Genomic DNA, 16,458 nt, shown 5'->3' on the forward strand with positions numbered 1-16,458 from the left:
ATGTGGAAGAGAACTGCGGGCCTGTTACTTGTGCTTACAGCCATGCCGGTGCTTGCCGAAGAAACTGCCAGGGCAGTAGAGGGTAGCCCGGGGCGGGCACCTGACACACTCGGTACGCTGTTCAGCCTTGGTGCTGGCCTGGTTGCTGTGATCGCCGTGATATACGGTTGTGCCTGGATTATCCGTCGGATGAACGGCATGACGGGTATGAACAACAATGCAATCAAGGTCGTGTCCGTAATGGCTATCGGTGCCCGCGAACGTATCGCACTGATAGAAGTGGGTGGACAGCAGATCCTCCTGGGCATCACCCCGTCGGCTATTCGAACGTTACAGGTCTTTGACGAGCCGGTTGTGGATGCGAGTAACCCGAATTCCGGGGACTTTGCCCGACGTCTGCAAGGAATGATCGGTAAACCCTGGACAGCCCCGAACAAGGAATGAACAGGCCCATGATGGTGGCAACGCTTAGACGACTCATCCCGCTGTCTGTTCTGCTCGGCGGCCTGTTCTGGGCACCGCTGGCACTTGCAGACCTGCCAGGTATTCCCGCCTTTACAGTGCAGCCAGGCGAAGGCGAGGGCATTCAGGAATACTCGGTAACCCTGCAGATTCTGGCGCTGATGACTGCGCTGACGTTTCTGCCGGCCATGATGATGATGATGACATCCTTCACCCGCATCATCGTGGTGTTTGCGATCCTGCGCCAGGCGCTGGGCCTGCAGGCAACGCCTTCAAACCAGATACTGCTCGGCCTGGCCCTGTTTCTCAGTATTTTTATTATGAAACCGGTTCTCGAAGAAGCCAATCGAGTCGGGTTGCAGCCGTATCTTCAGGAAGAAGTGACATCGCTGGAAGCGGTTGAACTGGCCAGCCAGCCCTTCAAGAAATTCATGCTGGAACAGACCCGGGAAGACGACTTGGCGCTGTTCATGCGCATCGCTGACGTTCAGTACGATACAGCACAGGATGTTTCCTTCTGGATTCTTATGCCTGCGTTCGTGACCAGCGAACTTAAAACAGCGTTCCAGATAGGGTTTATTCTGTTTATTCCATTTCTGATAATTGACATGGTGGTCGCCAGCGTACTGATGGCCATGGGTATGATGATGTTGTCGCCCATTATTATCTCGCTGCCATTCAAGATCATGCTGTTTGTTCTGGTGGATGGATGGGCCCTGATTATGGGCACGCTGGCTGCCAGTTATGGGATATAGCCCGACGATGGAAAACAGGAGAGGCACATGACTCCCGAAACCGTTATCGACATCCTGCGGGAGGCTCTTTGGATGATCGTGCTTTTTTCATCCGTGATTATCGGTCCGGGGCTGGTTATCGGCCTGATCGTGAGTACTTTTCAGGCCGCCACCCAGATCAACGAACAAACACTCAGTTTCCTGCCGCGTCTGTTGATAACACTCATCGTTATCATTGTTCTGGGTCCCTGGTTGCTTACCAAGCTTCTGGATCATGCTCACCGGCTGATCTCCAGCATCCCTTTCCTGATCGGTTGATCCATGACCCCCATGGAACTCAACGCAGACATGCTCGGCCAATGGGTTGGGCAACACCTCTGGCCGCTGTTTCGTCTGGCCAGCTTTCTGATGGTCATTCCAATTTTCGGTACTCAGCTTGTGCCCGCCAGGGTACGCCTCGGATTGGCCTTGTTAATGACTATCCTGATTGTGCCTATGATCCCGGAAGTGCCGCAGGTTGAAGCCCTGAGTGCCGATGCGGTGCTCATTACTTTGCAGCAGATTCTGATTGGTGTCGGGATGGGCTTTGCGTTGACAGCCCTTTGGCAGTTGTTTGTCGTTGCTGGTCAGATGATCGCGATGCAAATGGGGCTGGGCTTTGCGTCCATGGTAGATCCAGCTAACGGCGTTAACGTACCTGTGCTTTCCCAGATCTACACCATCACCGTCACCTTGCTGTTTCTTGCCATGAATGGCCACCTGGTCGCATTTGAAGTGTTCATTGAAAGTTTCCGATCCTTACCTATCGGAATGGAAGGCCTCGGCCAGACCGGAGTGTGGGAGCTCGCGCACCGCATTAGCTGGATGTTCGCCTCCGCCATGTTGCTGGCATTGCCGGCCGTGACTGCCGTGCTCATCGTGAGCATTTCCTTTGGCGTAATGACCCGGGCAGCGCCCCAGATGAACATCTTCGCCCTCGGTTTCCCGATTGGCCTGATTTTTGGATTATTTGCTATATGGGTGCTGCATGCCAATTTTCTGCCGCACTTTGAAGATTACACACGGCAGACTTTTGAGTTTATGCGAAACCTTCAGGGGCAGCCCTAGTGTCCCTGGCGACACCTAAAGAGTCAGAGCATGGCAGAAGATAACGACAATAGTCAGGAAAAAACCGAAGAGGCCACCCCCCGAAGGCTCGAAAAAGCCAAAGAGGATGGCCAGACAGCCCGATCAAAAGAACTGGCCACCATGGCGGTACTGATCGCCGGCGCAGGTGGTTTGTTGATCTTTGGTGCTCAGCTGGGAGCCTCAATGGAGGCCATCATGCGTGATGCCTTTACTCTGGAACGCTCGGCCATATTCGATACCCGACACATGAGCATTCAGCTGATGTCCTCTGCCAAAGAGGCCGCCTGGGCCCTGGCACCCATTCTCGTGCTTTTGCTCATCGCTGCTATCGCCGGGTCCATAGGCATTGGAGGGTTACTCTTCAGCGGTAAAGCTATCGCTCCCAAGCTCAATCGCATGGACCCTATAAAAGGTCTGGGCAGAATGTTTTCCGCGCGCTCCCTGATCGAACTGGTCAAAGCCATCGCCAAAGTCGGGTTGGTTATGGCCCTCGCGATTCTCATACTGGACGTTCGCACCGAAGACCTGCTTGCCATCGCCGACGAACCCGCAGTGCCGGCCATGGAGCACGTGCTCTGGACGCTTGGCTGGAGCTTCTTTCTACTCTCGTGCGCCACCATAATTATTGCCGTCATCGACGTGCCGTTTCAGATTTTCGATCATCAGAAAAAGCTGCGAATGAGCAAGCAGGAAGTCAAAGACGAATACAAAGACACGGAAGGCAAGCCGGAGGTAAAAGGCAAGATTCGCCAGCTCCAGCGCGAAATGGCCCAGCGCCGCATGATGCAGGATGTGCCCACGGCAGACGTAGTCATCACCAACCCGACTCACTACGCCGTGGCGCTCAAGTATGATTCCAACTCCATGGCCGCGCCTGTGGTCGTTGCCAAGGGCAATGATGAAACGGCTTTCAAAATCATGGAAATTGCCCGTGAGCATAAAGTCGAGATTCTTCGCACTCCGCCCCTTACCCGTGCGATTTACCACAACAGTGATATAGGCGAAGAAATCCCGGATGGTCTGTATATGGCCATTGCTCAGGTGCTGGCTTACGTGTTCCAGCTTCGGCAGTTCCGCAAGGGGCGTGGGCCAAAGCCCGGGATGCCTGATTTACCGATTCCTTCTGACCTGCGGCGGGATATTTAGTTTGGTCCCTAGCCTTCTGGTTTGGGGGAGGAGTGATGGTGGGTGGCCTTTTCAGGACACGCTACGAGCCCATCCATGGGCGCTTGACGGTGGCCGTCCTAGGCCACCGACAGTTCTGAAAAGGTCACCCACCACCCCTCGTTAGACCTCACGATATCTCGCCTGCAGGCACCAAAGTCAAAGGCTGCCTGCAGGGTTGTGCGGATGTCAGTCTTCTTTGTGCTCGTAAATAGCCTTACCCCAGGCCTCGCGGCTGCCCGGAAGTATCAGGTTCAGAATGATCGCCGCTACCGCACACAGGGCGATACCCTCAAGGTGGCCCAGAACCATGCCGCCGATGCCGAACACCAGAGTCACACCCACGATAACCAGATTCCGCGCCTGAGAAAGATCCACCTGATGGCGAATCAGCGTGCTCATGCCTACAACGGCAATGGAGCCGAACAGCAAGCACAGAATGCCACCCATAACCGGAACAGGGATTGTCTGAAGAACTGCGCCGAATTTGCCCACAAAGGCCAGGACGATCGCCGTACATGCTGCCCACCACATAACCTTCGGGTTAAAGTTGCGGGTCAGCATCACTGCGCCGGTTACCTCTGAATAGGTCGTGTTTGGTGGCCCGCCCAGCAAAGCAGCAGCGCTGGTAGCAAGGCCGTCGCCCAGCAGAGTGCGGTGCAGGCCGGGTTTTTCCAGGTAATTTTTGCGGGTAACGTTACCAATTGCCAGAATATCGCCGATGTGCTCAATGGCTGGCGCAATGGCAACCGGAATCATGAACAGGATAGCGCCCCAGCTGAACGCTGGCGCTACAAAATTGGGAACCGCAAGCCAGGCTGCTTGCTGGATGGGCGTGGTATCAACAATGCCTGCGAAAGCAGACAGGATATAACCGACAACCACACCAAACATGATCGGAATCAGGCGAAAGATACCCTTCGACCAGACCGATGCAACAATGGTCACCGCCAGCGAAATCATTGCAATCCACAGTGCTGTATCCTGCGGAATAAGCTGAACAGCGCCGTCGCCGGTGCGGCCAGAGGCCATGTGGACCGCGACGGGTGCCAGCCCAAGACCGATCACCATGATGACAGGCCCGATAACCACCGGAGGCAGAAGGCGGGTTACGAATCCGGTTCCGCGCATGCGTATTGCACCGCTGAGCAGGATATAGAGAATACCCGCCGCCATCAGGCCGCCCAGGGTTTCTTCAAGGCCGAACTTGCCCTTTGAGGCGATAACCGGTGCTATAAATGCAAAAGATGAGGCCAGGAAAATCGGGATCTGGCCACCGGTCACAATATGGAATATCAGTGTGCCCAGGCCCGCAGTAAACAGCGCAACGTTGGGGTCGAGGCCAGTGATCAGGGGCATCAGCACCAGTGCGCCGAAGGCTACCAGCAACATCTGGGAGCCGGCAATCGCCTGCTTCCAGACAGGATCCTTTGTGTGGTCTTCCATGATCAGACGTCCTTCTGCTTGGTGCCGAAAATTTTGTCACCGGCATCGCCAAGCCCTGGCAGGATATAGCCTTTTTCATTCAGGCAATCGTCCACCGACGCTGTGTAAATGGACACATCCGGGTGTTTATCCAGAACTTTTTTTACACCTTCCGGAGCCGCCACCAGAACCAGGGCGCGGATTTCAGTGCTGCCAGCCTTTTTGAGCAAATCAATGGTGGAAATCATGGAGCCCCCGGTTGCCAGCATGGGGTCAACAATCAGTGCCATGCGCTGATCCAGTTCGCCAACGAGTTTCTCCAGATAGGTGTCGGCTTCCAGAGTTTCTTCATTCCGGATCTGGCCTACTACGCTTACCCGGGCTACCGGAATCAGGCTTAGAACGCCATCCAGCATCCCGAGCCCTGCGCGCAGAATCGGCACGACCGTGATTTTCTTACCGTGAATCTGCTCCACCTCAACCGGGCCTGCCCAGCCTTCAATGGTTTTTTGCTGCAAGCTGAAATCTTTGGTGGCTTCATAGGTCAGCAACGCACCCACTTCCTGTGCCAGTTCACGAAAATTCTTGGTGCTGATCTCCGAGCGCCGCATCAGGCCGAGTTTGTGTCTGATCAGGGGGTGTCTAACCTCGTGGACTGGCATGGGCTCACCTGCTTTGTGTGTCTGCGAATGTGTAGTTAAAAGTTCAGTGTTGCGTTTTAGTGGCGCAAGGATACCGCATCTTGGAATGTGAGTCAGGCAGGTAAAGGCAGCTTACGAACGAAAAAACAAACGCGATGGTATGGATCTTGCGGTAACACTGTAAAAGACGCTCCAGCGTCAGAAACTCGACCCTGAAAACGCCCTCAGAAACAGTGAATCGGAGATGCTTCCGGCATGGACAGAGCTTTAGTCCTTAGTAACGTCAAATCCCTGACGCGGGGAAACCTCGGCGTACCCGTGATGCTCATGGGGTTGCTGGGCATGATGATTCTGCCCATGCCTGCGTTTTTGCTGGACGTATTCTTCACGTTCAATATCACACTCTCGATTGTCATTCTTCTGGTCTGCGTGTACGCGCTTCGGCCCATGGAGTTTGCCTCCTTCCCGACGGTATTGCTGGTAGCAACCCTGCTGCGCCTGGCGTTGAACGTGGCCTCCACCCGGATCGTGTTACTGGAAGGGCATGAAGGCGGCGATGCCGCAGGTAAGGTCATCGAGTCCTTTGGTGCGGTGCTGATCGGCGGCAACTATGCGGTTGGCCTTGTGGTCTTCGCCATTCTTATGATTATCAACTTTCTGGTTGTTACCAAGGGTGCCGGCCGGGTTTCGGAGGTCAGCGCGCGCTTTACGCTTGATGCCATGCCCGGAAAGCAGATGGCTATTGATGCCGATCTGAATGCCGGCCTTGTTAACCAGGAAGAAGCCAAGCACCGGCGTGCAGAGATAGCGCAGGAGGCGGATTTTTACGGCTCCATGGATGGTGCGTCCAAGTTCGTAAAAGGTGATGCGGTCGCTGGCCTGCTGATTCTGGCCATCAACATTATTGGCGGTGTTGCCATCGGTATGGTCCAGCATGGCCTGGATTTCGGGCTCGCCATGGAGCGCTATGCGCTGCTGACCATTGGTGATGGTCTGGTTGCCCAGATTCCGTCACTGCTGCTGTCTACCTCCGCCGCCATCATGGTTACCCGGGTTACCTCCAGCCAGGATATGGGTGGGCAGATTCTTCAGCAGATGTTCAACGCGCCCAAGGCTCTGGCGATAGCCGCTGGCATTCTCCTGCTTTTGGGCTTGATCCCCGGAATGCCCCACGTGGCGTTTTTGGGGCTGGGCAGTCTTGCGGCTGCGGGCGCCTGGTTTATCTGGAAAAAAGACCAGCAAACGGTGGAAGAGGGTGGCATGTTTCCGGGCCGGGGCGGCGCCGCTGTGGCGCCTGGCTCAGGCGGGCGCGATATACCGTTGACGGGCGACGCGGGTGGCGACCCGGGCCGCCAGTTACCTGCGCCGGGGGAAACCCGTGAGCTTGGCTGGGACGACGTGGCAACGGTGGATATTGTCGGGCTGGAAGTTGGTTATCGCTTGATTCCGTTGGTCGATAAGTCTCAGGGCGGCCAGCTATTGAGCCGCATCAAGGGTGTCCGTAAAAAGCTGTCGCAGGACATGGGCTTTCTGATGCCGTCTGTACATATTCGCGACAACCTGGATCTCATGCCCAATGTTTACCGCATCACGCTGATGGGAGTGACGATCGCAGAAGCGGAAATACACCCTGACCGGGAACTGGCAATCGACCCCGGCCAGGTATTCGGCAAAATAGAAGGTATAGAAGGCAAGGACCCCGCTTTTGGTCTTGATGCGAGCTGGATTGAACCGGAAAAGAAAGACCAGGCTCAGACCCTAGGGTATACCGTGGTTGATGCCAGCACCGTTGTTGCCACGCACCTGAACCAGGTTCTGCAAAAGCACGCCCACGAACTGCTGGGCCATGAAGAAGTACAGAAATGGCTGGATCAGCTCGAAAAAGTCTCGCCGAAGCTGGCTGAAGAGCTGGTGCCGACCACTGTGTCTATCAGCCTTCTGCTGAAGGTGCTCCAGAATCTGCTCAAAGAAGAAGTACCCATTCGTGATATGCGCTCAATTGCAGAAGCCATGGTGAATGTGCATCCGAAGAGCCAGGACCCCAGATTGCTGACTACGGTGGCGCGTCAGGCGCTGCGTCGGATGATCGTTCAGAGTATTTGTGGAAATGATTCGGAGATACCCGTTATCACTCTGGATCCGGATCTGGAACAGTTATTGCTGAAGTCTGTTCAGCAGAGTCAACAATCTGGCGGCCAGGAAGACATAGGTATGGTTCTGGAGCCAAATATGGTGGAAAAGCTGCAGCGCTCTTTGCAAGACAGTGTGCAGCGCCAGGAAATGCTGGGTAAGCCCGCTATCTTGCTGGTATCCGGACCGTTGAGGCCGGTGTTGGCAAAGTTTGCGAGTTACGGTGTGGAGCGCTTGCATGTGCTTTCGTACCAGGAAATACCGGATAACAAACAGATTACGATCGTGGCGTCCGTAGGCCAGTAAGCATGCGGATGAAAGAACGGACAACGTCAATGCAGCGTTGCCGGTGGAGGATGCAATAACATGAAAGTTAAACGATTTTTTGCCAAAAGCATGGCCGAAGCGCTGAAGCAGATCAGTGAGCAGTTGGGGCCCGATGCTGTCATCCTTTCCAACCGGCGGGCAGATGGTGGCGTTGAAATCGTCGCGGCGCTGGATTACGACGAAAATATGGCGCGCCAGAGTCTTGGCGAAAAAGCCAGCGAGGCAACAAACGGCGCCCGGCTTGGTGAAATGCAGGCAGAGCATCACCGCCGGCTGGAAGACGAGCTGAGCCGGTCCCGCTCACGTATCCGCGATGTTCGTGAAAACCGGGCAGCGCGGCCCCACGGCTATGCCGAAGCGTCATTCGCGGAGCTTCATGACGCCGCGAGTGAGAGTTTTGACGAGCCTGTCACTGCAAACGTCACCAGCAATGCAGGCTATTCCGACGAGTTGGCCAGCATGCGTGCAGAAATCAGCTCTTTGCGTGATCTCATGAGCAGCCAGCGCGGTGAGCCGGAAAAGCCCGGCTCCAACGCGATTCAGCAACGGCTTGCAGAGCGGTTGCAGGAATTTGGCCTGAGCCAGGATCTGGCAGGTTCGCTGTCTCGCCGGCACAAAAACGGAAAACTCGAGGACGGCTGGAAGCAGGCTTTGAAAATGCTTGTTACCGGAGTGCGTACAGCCCGCCAGGAGTGGCTTGATGAGGGCGGCGTATATGCGCTGGTTGGCCCCACCGGCTCTGGCAAGACCACCACGATTGGCAAACTGGCGGCTCGCTATGTGCTGAAACATGGTGCCGATTCTCTGGCGCTGGTTACCACAGATCGCTATCGGGTTGCGGCGCATGAACAGCTTTTCGTGTTCGGCCGTATTCTTAATGTGCCGGTTCGGGTAGTGGACGAAAGCCACACTCTGGACGACATCCTTGACGAACTGTCGGATCGTCATCTGGTGCTTATTGATACCGCAGGGCTGACCAGCTCAGAGAAAGGCTATCAGGAGCAACTTGCAGAGCTGGCCCGCAGTCATCATAACGTTCGGACCCACCTGGTTGTTTCGGCAACCAGCCAGCCGCGTATTATGAAATCTGTATGGCATTGCTATAAGATGGCAGGTCTCACGGGCTGCGTGATGACAAAGATCGACGAGGCGCTGACTCTGGGCGAATCTCTGGGCTTTGTGATGGAAACCGGATTGCCGGTGGCCTATTACACAGATGGGCAAAAGATTCCCGGAGATCTTTACCACGCCGAAGCAGTTCCGCTGGTACGTTTGGCTGTCGAGCGCCTTAAAACGCTTCAGCAGCAGGCTACTGCAGAGCGGTTATCGGGTGAAGAACGCCCCCGCGAAATGGCATGAGGCCCTGAAAATCTGATTTGTTTCAGCCATGAACCATATCCGGCTAAACGTTGCGAGAGATAATAAACAGTATGAGCAAAGCACATCCGGTACAGGTGATCGCAGTTTCCGGCGGCAAGGGTGGTGTCGGCAAGAGTAATGTGTCGGTCAATCTCGGTATTGCTCTGGCGCAGAAGGGCAGGCGTGTGGTTTTGCTTGATGCAGATCTCGGTCTGGGCAACATAGATGTGCTTCTCGGCATTACCGCCAACCGCACGTTGAAGGATGTGTTAGCAGGGGAGTGTGATCTCAGAGACGTTCTGGTCAACGGCCCTGGTGGTATCAAGATTGTGCCGGCGTCTTCCGGCACCCAGCGCATGACTCAGCTCAGCGCTATGGAACACGCGGGCCTGATCAACGCTTTCAGTGAGCTGGGCGATCAGATTGATGTACTTATTGTGGACACAGCTGCAGGTATTTCGGAGTCAGTTGTGAGTTTTCTCAGAGCTTCCCAGGAATTGCTTCTGGTGGTCTGTGATGAACCGACATCGATTACCGATGCTTACGCCCTGATCAAGTTGATGAATCGCGACTACGGCACCAACCGCTTCCGTATTCTTGCCAATCAGGTAGGTAGCGAGCAGGAGGGCCGTCATCTGTTCGAAAAACTGACCCGGGTTACTGAACGCTTTCTGGATGTAGCACTACAATATGTTGGTATGGTGCCTTACGACGAAGCCGTGAAGAAAGCCGTTCAGCGTCAGAAAGCTGTGCTGGACGCCTATCCCCGGGCCAAAGCCTCGCTCGCGATCAAGGCACTGGCTGATAAGGTAGAGAGCTGGCCGTTGCCGTCATCTCCCCGCGGACATCTGGAGTTTTTTGTGGAGCGGCTCGTCGAAGTCTGAAACGGATCCCGTCAAACAATACCGGATACACGACATTGACGAAAAATCTGGGAATCTATCACCAAGCTGGCGTACAAAGTTCCTCAGAACTGATTGAGACGCACGCGCCTCTGGTCAAGAAAATTGCTCTTCATCTTTTGGCCCGGCTGCCAGCCTCTGTGCAGCTGGACGATCTTATGCAGGCCGGCATGATTGGATTGCTGGAAGCTGCCCAACGCTATAGCTCAACCAAAGGCGCAACCTTCGAAACCTATGCCGGTATCCGCATCCGGGGTGCCATGGTGGATGAAATCCGCAAAGGCGACTGGGTGCCGCGCTCCGTTCACCGGAACGGTCGCAGGGTTGCCCAGGCGATCAAGGCTGTTGAAAATCGATTGGGGCGTGAAGCCCAGGATGCGGAAGTTGCCGAAGAGCTCGGTATGGGGCTTTCCGAGTACCACGCAACTCTGTCTGATTCCAACAGTGGGCGACTTTTTAGCCTTGATGAGCTCAATGAATCCGGAGAGCTGCCGATAGAAGAGACAGAGACCAGTGATAACCCACTGGACGGACTGGCTTCGGATTCCTTTCGGAGCAATCTGGTAGCTGCGATAGAACAGCTGCCCGAGCGGGAAAAGCTGGTACTGAGCCTGTATTACCAGGAGGAATTGAACCTCAAGGAAATTGGCGCAGTGCTGGGCGTGAGCGAAAGCAGAGTCAGCCAGATTCACAGCCAGGCGGCGCTGCGGCTGCGAGGCAGGCTGTCGGAATGGCGCCACGAGGATGGTCAGTAGGCCTGTATCAGGTTTCCGGATCGTACTGGAGTGTAGTATTTGGTAACCGATGCTTTACAACCGTCATAAAGATCAGACAATAAGCGCTTAAATCAGCGGCCTGCCAAAATTTGAGCGCAAAGGTCAAACGAATTCCGGGTCTTATTAACTGGAGGTCCCTTTGGACAAGAACATGAAAATTCTCATTGTGGATGACTTTTCCACAATGAGACGGATTATCAAGAACCTGCTCCGTGATCTGGGCTTCACAAATACTGATGAAGCGGATGACGGCAACACGGCTCTGCCCATGCTGAAAAGCGGCAAATACGATTTCCTGGTGACAGACTGGAACATGCCCGGAATGTCAGGCTTTGATCTGCTCAAAGCGGTACGGGCCGATGACAACCTGAAAACTCTACCGGTTTTGATGGTTACGGCCGAAGCCAAGCGCGACCAGATTGTTGCGGCTGCTCAAGCCGGTGTGAACGGGTATGTGGTCAAGCCTTTCACTGCTGCCGTTCTCAAGGAAAAAATTGAGAAAATTTTTGAACGAATCCAGTAAGCAGAGATTGGATGGATCGTATGAACGATAACGAGAAGATCCACCGGGGTCTCGAGCCGGAAGTAACCGAGAAGCTAAGGCGCCAGGCAGCAGAACTCAATCAATGCGTTGAACGCGGAGATCATGTCCGCGCTATGGCCCTGATCAACGAGCTGGGTGAGGTCCGGGATCAGAGCTTGTATCGTGAAGTCGGTCGGCTGACTCGAACGCTCCACGAATCAATCCGGAATTTTCAGATAGATCCGCGCAGCCCCGAACAGAAGGAAGTTCTGTCGATGATGACAGATGCCTCAGATCGGCTTGCCTACGTGGTGCAGATGACAGGCCAGGCTGCCAATCGCACCATGGACCTGGTTGAAGAGAGCATGCCCGTGGCCAATGCAATGCGCGATGAAGCGTCCGCCTTGCGTGATGAGTGGCAGCGTTTGCGCCGCCGTGAAATGCAACCTGCGGAATTTCGTGAGCTGTACGGCCGTATCGATAACTTTTTTGTGGGCCTGACCCAGGACGCCGATACCATATACAGCAGCCTCTCCGAGATTCTTTTGGCACAGGATTTCCAAGACCTGACCGGCCAGGTAATTCAGCGCGTTACGACGTTGGTCAAGGATGTCGAGGAGCAGATGCTCAGCCTTGTTGTCATGGCCAGCCATGTTGACCAGCTCACCGGCACGGTTCATCACATTGACGGCGAGGAAGTATCTGCTGAACAGGGAGTGGGGCCTCAGATGAAGCCTGAAGAGCGTGAAGATGTAGTTTCGGGACAAAACGACGTTGACGACCTGTTGTCCAGTCTCGGTTTCTGAATATAAGAGGTTAACCCATGGCGTTTGATGCCGATGATGAGATCCTTCAGGACTTTCTTGTAGAGGCCGGAGAGATTCTCGAAAAGCTGTCTGAGCAACTTGTCGATCTTGAACAACACCCTGACGACAGCAATCTGCTTAACGCCATATTCCGTGGATTTCATACCGTTAAAGGTGGCGCGGGCTTCCTGCAGCTGGACGCTCTTGTTAATTGCTGCCACTCAGCAGAAAACGTTTTCGACATCCTGCGTAACCATAAGCGCAGGGTGGATTCTGAGCTCATGGACGTTGTCCTCGAGGTTCTGGACCATGTCAATGCCATGTTCGAGCAGGTACGCAATCGCGAAGAGTTGACCCCTGCGCCTGATGAACTTATTGCTGCACTGGATGCGCTGGCTCTGCCTCAGGATGCCGCTCCTTCGGCGGCAGCCGCCCCCCTCGAGAAGCCTTCAGAAGCCGGCCTGGAAGACGGTGACATTACCGATGACGAGTTCGAGCAACTGCTGGATGCCCTTCATGGCGAAGCCCCTGCGGCTAAAGCAGATACCAGTCCGACTCAGGAGCAGCCAGCCGCAGGACATGGCGGTTCGGGCGATGACATCACCGATGACGAATTTGAAGCCTTGCTGGATGAACTTCACGGCAAAGGTAAATTTGCGGCCCAAGAGGCTCCGGGCGCAGGTGCCGGAGCCAAGGCTGCAGCTGGCCCGGTCGCGGGCAATGATGCTGAGCTGATCAGCGACGACGAATTTGAAAAGCTGCTGGATGAGCTACACGGCAAGGGCGGAAGCCCGACAACCGGCGATGCTGTTCACAAGCCAGCAGAGCCTCAGCAGGAACAAGCTGAAACCGCCAAACCCGGACAACAGAAAAACAAGGCCAATGCGCAGCCGGTTGCCAAAGCGCCGGCCAAAAATCCTGCCCCGGCACCAGCTGCCAGAGAACAGGCTCCGGTGGCAGAAACCACCGTCCGCGTCGATACCAAGCGCCTGGACGATATCATGAACATGGTGGGTGAGTTGGTACTGGTCCGTAACCGGTTGCAGCGGCTGGGTTCCGCAAGTGAAGACGAGCACATGCACAAGGCGGTCTCCAGCCTTGATGTCGTGACTACCGATTTGCAGACGGCTGTCATGCAAACCCGGATGCAGCCAATCAAGAAAGTATTCGGTCGTTTTCCGCGCGTTGTTCGCGATCTTGCCAGGAGCATGAAAAAAGAAGTGAACCTGGTCATGCACGGTGAAGACACGGATCTCGACAAAAACCTCGTTGAGGCCCTCTCGGACCCGCTTGTCCATCTGGTGCGTAACTCGGTTGACCACGGTATTGAGGCGCCGGATGTGCGGGAAAAAGCCGGCAAGCCGCGGCAGGGGACAGTTACCCTGTCTGCAGAGCAGGAAGGAGATCATATTCTTCTGTCCATTGATGACGATGGCGCCGGCATGGATCCGGAAGTACTCCGACGCAAAGCGGTAGAGAAAGGAATTTACGACCAGGACGCTGCCGATCGTCTGACAGATACGGAGTGTTTCAACCTGATCTTTGCCGCCGGCTTCTCCACCAAAGAGCAGATTTCTGACGTCTCTGGCCGCGGCGTAGGTATGGACGTGGTCAAGACCAAAATTGGCCAGCTTAACGGCCAGCTCAGCATTGTTTCCGAATTGGGCAAGGGCTCACGAATTATCATCAAGGTGCCCCTGACACTGGCAATCATGCCAACACTGATGATCGTGCTGGGTGATCAGTCGTTTGCGCTACCGCTGGTGAACGTAGTGGAAATTTTCCACTTGAACCTGAGTCGCACCAACATTGTCGACGGCCGGGAATGCATTGTTGTGCGCGACAAGGTGTTCCCTCTGTTTCATATAAAACGCTGGCTGGTTAAAGGTTCCTCCGGTACTGCCGATCGCGAAAACGGTCATGTTGTAATCGTGGCCATGGGCACGCGACAGGTTGGTTTTGTTGTTGATCAGTTGGTGGGCCAGGAAGAGGTGGTTATCAAGCCGCTCGGACGTGGCCTGCAGGGCACGCCGGGCATGGCTGGTGCAACAATCACCGGTGATGGCCGTATCGCGCTCATTATTGACGTTCCCAGCCTGCTTCAGCATTACAGTTGAGCGTTGCGCATAAAAGCTGAAGGCTCTGTGGGACAAGGTATTTTTGGTAGGAGAAACGGATGACAGTTTCTGTCCTGGTCGTAGACGATTCAGGGTTCTTCCGCAAACGGCTGACGGAGATACTGACTGCGTCCGGGCAAATCCGGGTGGTGGGTGTTGCTGCAAACGGCCGCGAGGGCGTAGAACTGGCTGAATCACTGCGCCCGGATGTTATTACCATGGATTACGAAATGCCGATCATGGACGGCATTTCGGCCGTGCGCGAGATCATGAAGAGGCATCCTGTGCCGGTGTTGATGTTTTCTTCTCTTACCTATGAGGGGGCCAGAATTACGCTGGATGCACTCGAGGCCGGGGCGGTGGATTTTTTGCCCAAAAACTTCGAAGAAATTGCCCGGGATGGCAGCCAGTTGCAGAAAATTCTGATAGAGCGCGTGCTGGATGTCGCCCGCAGCCGGCCGGCCAGTCGCACACAGCATTCTCCATCGCAATCTTCAGCGCATGCACAAGCGGATGTTGCACCGCAATCTCCTCGGCCGGCTGCCACGGCGGCGCCCAGACCTGCTGTTTCGGGTCGCCCGGAGCCACGCCAGCTTGCTTCCGGGCAGCAAAGTACGCAGCCCGGCCGCGCCTCCCGAAAGAGCCCGGCAAGGCACTATGCCGTTGTCGGTATCGGCACCTCTACCGGTGGGCCGGTTGCGCTCCAGCGTGTACTGGCGGCATTGCCGGCGTCCTTCCCTGCGCCCATTGTACTTGTCCAACATATGCCGGCGAGTTTTACTCCGGCGTTTGCCGAGCGGCTTAATAAACTTTGCAAGATAGAAGTGCGCCAGGCTGAGGACGGAGACATTCTTCGCCCCGGGCTCGCATTGCTCGCACCGGGTGGCAAACAGATGATGGTTGAGAACCGGGGAGGTCAGCCCAGGGTGCGTATTTTGCCGGGAGACGAGCGCCTGAATTACCGGCCCTGTGTGGATGTTACCTTTGGCTCCCTGGCCCGTTCGTTTCCCGGAAAAACTCTTGGTGTGATCCTTACCGGAATGGGATCAGACGGCAGGGAAGGCTGCCGCATGATGAAACAGAGCGGGTCGCCAATCTGGTCGCAGGATGAAAAATCATCGGTGATCTACGGTATGCCCATGGCGGTTGCCAAGGCAGGCCTGAGCGATGAAGTTCTGTCTCTCGATGACGTAGGTCCGCGACTGGTGGAGGGCGTCTGCTGATGGATGTTCTCAGCCTGCTTGGCGTTGTTCTGGCATTCGCCGCCATCCTTGGTGGCAACCTGCTCGAAGGAGGAGCTCTCAGCTCGCTCTTCAACGCCCCTGCTGCCGTTATCGTTATTGGCGGTACTCTTGCCGCGACAATTCTTCAGACCTCCTGGCCGACATTGAAGCGGGCCTCTGCACAGGCTCGATGGGTATTTGTTCCGCCCTATATCAGTATTGAAGATGGCATTGGCAAGGTGATTGACTGGAGCGTGAAGGCCCGCAAACAGGGCCTGCTCGGGCTTGAGGGGCTGGCCGAAAAAGAGCCGGAAAACTTTGCCCGTAAAGGCCTGCAGTTGTTGGTGGACGGGGCTGAAACCGAAACCATCCGAAGCATCATGGAAATTGATCTGGATTGTCGGGAGCAACGGGATCTGGAATCTTCCAGGGTGTTTGAAGCCATGGGCGGCTACTCTCCGACGATTGGGATAATCGGTGCCGTCATGGGACTGATTCAGGTAATGACCAACCTAGAAGATCCACAGTCGCTCGGGAGCGGCATTGCCACCGCGTTTGTGGCGACCATCTACGGCGTAGCTCTGGCGAATCTGTTGTTTTTCCCGATTGCCAACAAGTTAAGAGGGCTGGTCAAGGAGCGTTCCAGGTACGAAGACATGATGATCGACGGCATTATCGCCATCGCCGAAGGTGAGAACCCTAAATCCATTGAATTGCGTCTGCGGGGCTTCCTGCAGTAAT

Annotated in this window: 16 protein-coding genes; 14 read left to right on the forward strand and 2 right to left on the reverse strand. The window is 55.3% G+C overall.

What is annotated here, in order from left to right:
* From fliO to flhB, 5 genes are read left to right on the forward strand one after another with little or no spacing between them, the layout of a single operon-like run.
* Positions 1 to 444, forward strand: a complete 444-nt coding sequence (fliO, locus tag ACN0RL_RS03740; protein ID WP_417513832.1) for a flagellar biosynthetic protein FliO — start codon at positions 1 to 3, stop codon at positions 442 to 444.
* 8 nt (positions 445 to 452) lie between these two features.
* A complete protein-coding gene (gene fliP / locus ACN0RL_RS03745; RefSeq protein ID WP_417513834.1) occupies positions 453 to 1,217 on the forward strand; it encodes a flagellar type III secretion system pore protein FliP in 765 nt (254 codons plus the stop codon).
* A 27-nt stretch (positions 1,218 to 1,244) separates the two neighbouring features.
* The gene (gene fliQ / locus ACN0RL_RS03750) at positions 1,245 to 1,514 is read left to right on the forward strand and encodes a flagellar biosynthesis protein FliQ (RefSeq protein ID WP_417513836.1); all 270 of its coding nucleotides are present in this window, start codon (positions 1,245 to 1,247) and stop codon (positions 1,512 to 1,514) included.
* A gap of 3 nt (positions 1,515 to 1,517) precedes the next feature.
* Entirely contained in the window at positions 1,518 to 2,303 is a 786-nt protein-coding gene (gene fliR / locus ACN0RL_RS03755) for a flagellar biosynthetic protein FliR (protein ID WP_417513838.1), read from the forward strand.
* Between the two features lie 30 nt (positions 2,304 to 2,333).
* Positions 2,334 to 3,470, forward strand: coding sequence for a flagellar biosynthesis protein FlhB (gene flhB, locus ACN0RL_RS03760; RefSeq protein ID WP_417513840.1), 1,137 nt, complete (start codon positions 2,334 to 2,336; stop codon positions 3,468 to 3,470).
* Positions 3,471 to 3,677: 207 nt separating this feature from the next.
* Here flhB and ACN0RL_RS03765 read toward each other — a convergent pair whose 3' ends face one another.
* The gene (locus ACN0RL_RS03765; protein ID WP_417513841.1) at positions 3,678 to 4,934 is read right to left on the reverse strand and encodes a uracil-xanthine permease family protein; all 1,257 of its coding nucleotides are present in this window, start codon (positions 4,932 to 4,934) and stop codon (positions 3,678 to 3,680) included.
* A gap of 2 nt (positions 4,935 to 4,936) precedes the next feature.
* On the reverse strand, positions 4,937 to 5,575 hold the full coding sequence (upp, locus tag ACN0RL_RS03770; protein WP_417513842.1) for a uracil phosphoribosyltransferase: 639 nt from the start codon (positions 5,573 to 5,575) through the stop codon (positions 4,937 to 4,939).
* A gap of 234 nt (positions 5,576 to 5,809) precedes the next feature.
* Here upp and flhA point away from each other — a divergent pair, with 234 nt between their 5' ends.
* From flhA to ACN0RL_RS03815, 9 genes are all read left to right on the forward strand, one after another.
* Positions 5,810 to 7,990: a flagellar biosynthesis protein FlhA gene (flhA, locus tag ACN0RL_RS03775; RefSeq protein WP_417513844.1), complete on the forward strand. Its 2,181-nt coding sequence runs from the start codon at positions 5,810 to 5,812 to the stop codon at positions 7,988 to 7,990.
* Positions 7,991 to 8,050: 60 nt separating this feature from the next.
* Positions 8,051 to 9,370, forward strand: a complete 1,320-nt coding sequence (gene flhF / locus ACN0RL_RS03780) for a flagellar biosynthesis protein FlhF (protein ID WP_417513846.1) — start codon at positions 8,051 to 8,053, stop codon at positions 9,368 to 9,370.
* A 71-nt stretch (positions 9,371 to 9,441) separates the two neighbouring features.
* The gene (locus ACN0RL_RS03785) at positions 9,442 to 10,254 is read left to right on the forward strand and encodes a MinD/ParA family protein (protein ID WP_417513848.1); all 813 of its coding nucleotides are present in this window, start codon (positions 9,442 to 9,444) and stop codon (positions 10,252 to 10,254) included.
* A 35-nt stretch (positions 10,255 to 10,289) separates the two neighbouring features.
* Positions 10,290 to 11,027 (forward strand): RNA polymerase sigma factor FliA, encoded by a 738-nt coding sequence (locus ACN0RL_RS03790; protein WP_417513850.1) that lies wholly within the window; start codon positions 10,290 to 10,292, stop codon positions 11,025 to 11,027.
* A 160-nt stretch (positions 11,028 to 11,187) separates the two neighbouring features.
* Positions 11,188 to 11,571: a chemotaxis response regulator CheY gene (cheY, locus tag ACN0RL_RS03795; RefSeq protein WP_072796801.1), complete on the forward strand. Its 384-nt coding sequence runs from the start codon at positions 11,188 to 11,190 to the stop codon at positions 11,569 to 11,571.
* Positions 11,572 to 11,591: 20 nt separating this feature from the next.
* Positions 11,592 to 12,377 (forward strand): protein phosphatase CheZ, encoded by a 786-nt coding sequence (locus ACN0RL_RS03800; protein WP_417513940.1) that lies wholly within the window; start codon positions 11,592 to 11,594, stop codon positions 12,375 to 12,377.
* A 17-nt stretch (positions 12,378 to 12,394) separates the two neighbouring features.
* Positions 12,395 to 14,494 (forward strand): chemotaxis protein CheA, encoded by a 2,100-nt coding sequence (locus ACN0RL_RS03805; RefSeq protein WP_417513852.1) that lies wholly within the window; start codon positions 12,395 to 12,397, stop codon positions 14,492 to 14,494.
* A gap of 59 nt (positions 14,495 to 14,553) precedes the next feature.
* Complete coding sequence (locus tag ACN0RL_RS03810) at positions 14,554 to 15,717, forward strand: protein-glutamate methylesterase/protein-glutamine glutaminase (protein WP_417513854.1); 1,164 nt, start codon at positions 14,554 to 14,556, stop codon at positions 15,715 to 15,717.
* Positions 15,717 to 16,457 (forward strand): flagellar motor protein, encoded by a 741-nt coding sequence (locus ACN0RL_RS03815; RefSeq protein ID WP_417513856.1) that lies wholly within the window; start codon positions 15,717 to 15,719, stop codon positions 16,455 to 16,457. The genes ACN0RL_RS03810 and ACN0RL_RS03815 overlap by 1 nt, the downstream gene beginning before the upstream one ends.
* Position 16,458: the final 1 nt, after the last annotated feature.

The sequence above is a fragment of the Marinobacter sp. genome, assembly GCF_048259445.1.
In the GTDB taxonomy this organism is placed as follows: Bacteria; Pseudomonadota; Gammaproteobacteria; order Pseudomonadales; family Oleiphilaceae; genus Marinobacter.

What these genes read in the sequence shown, in the direction of transcription:
- fliO (WP_417513832.1), top strand. Translation starts at nt 1, where the DNA reads ATGTGGAAGAGAACTGCGGGCCTGTTACTTGTGCTTACAGCCATGCCG.
- fliP (WP_417513834.1), top strand. Translation starts at nt 453, where the DNA reads ATGATGGTGGCAACGCTTAGACGACTCATCCCGCTGTCTGTTCTGCTC.
- fliQ (WP_417513836.1), top strand. Translation starts at nt 1,245, where the DNA reads ATGACTCCCGAAACCGTTATCGACATCCTGCGGGAGGCTCTTTGGATG.
- fliR (WP_417513838.1), top strand. Translation starts at nt 1,518, where the DNA reads ATGACCCCCATGGAACTCAACGCAGACATGCTCGGCCAATGGGTTGGG.
- flhB (WP_417513840.1), top strand. Translation starts at nt 2,334, where the DNA reads ATGGCAGAAGATAACGACAATAGTCAGGAAAAAACCGAAGAGGCCACC.
- ACN0RL_RS03765 (WP_417513841.1), bottom strand. Translation starts at nt 4,934, where the DNA reads ATGGAAGACCACACAAAGGATCCTGTCTGGAAGCAGGCGATTGCCGGC.
- upp (WP_417513842.1), bottom strand. Translation starts at nt 5,575, where the DNA reads ATGCCAGTCCACGAGGTTAGACACCCCCTGATCAGACACAAACTCGGC.
- flhA (WP_417513844.1), top strand. Translation starts at nt 5,810, where the DNA reads ATGGACAGAGCTTTAGTCCTTAGTAACGTCAAATCCCTGACGCGGGGA.
- flhF (WP_417513846.1), top strand. Translation starts at nt 8,051, where the DNA reads ATGAAAGTTAAACGATTTTTTGCCAAAAGCATGGCCGAAGCGCTGAAG.
- ACN0RL_RS03785 (WP_417513848.1), top strand. Translation starts at nt 9,442, where the DNA reads ATGAGCAAAGCACATCCGGTACAGGTGATCGCAGTTTCCGGCGGCAAG.
- ACN0RL_RS03800 (WP_417513940.1), top strand. Translation starts at nt 11,592, where the DNA reads ATGAACGATAACGAGAAGATCCACCGGGGTCTCGAGCCGGAAGTAACC.
- ACN0RL_RS03805 (WP_417513852.1), top strand. Translation starts at nt 12,395, where the DNA reads ATGGCGTTTGATGCCGATGATGAGATCCTTCAGGACTTTCTTGTAGAG.
- ACN0RL_RS03810 (WP_417513854.1), top strand. Translation starts at nt 14,554, where the DNA reads ATGACAGTTTCTGTCCTGGTCGTAGACGATTCAGGGTTCTTCCGCAAA.
- ACN0RL_RS03815 (WP_417513856.1), top strand. Translation starts at nt 15,717, where the DNA reads ATGGATGTTCTCAGCCTGCTTGGCGTTGTTCTGGCATTCGCCGCCATC.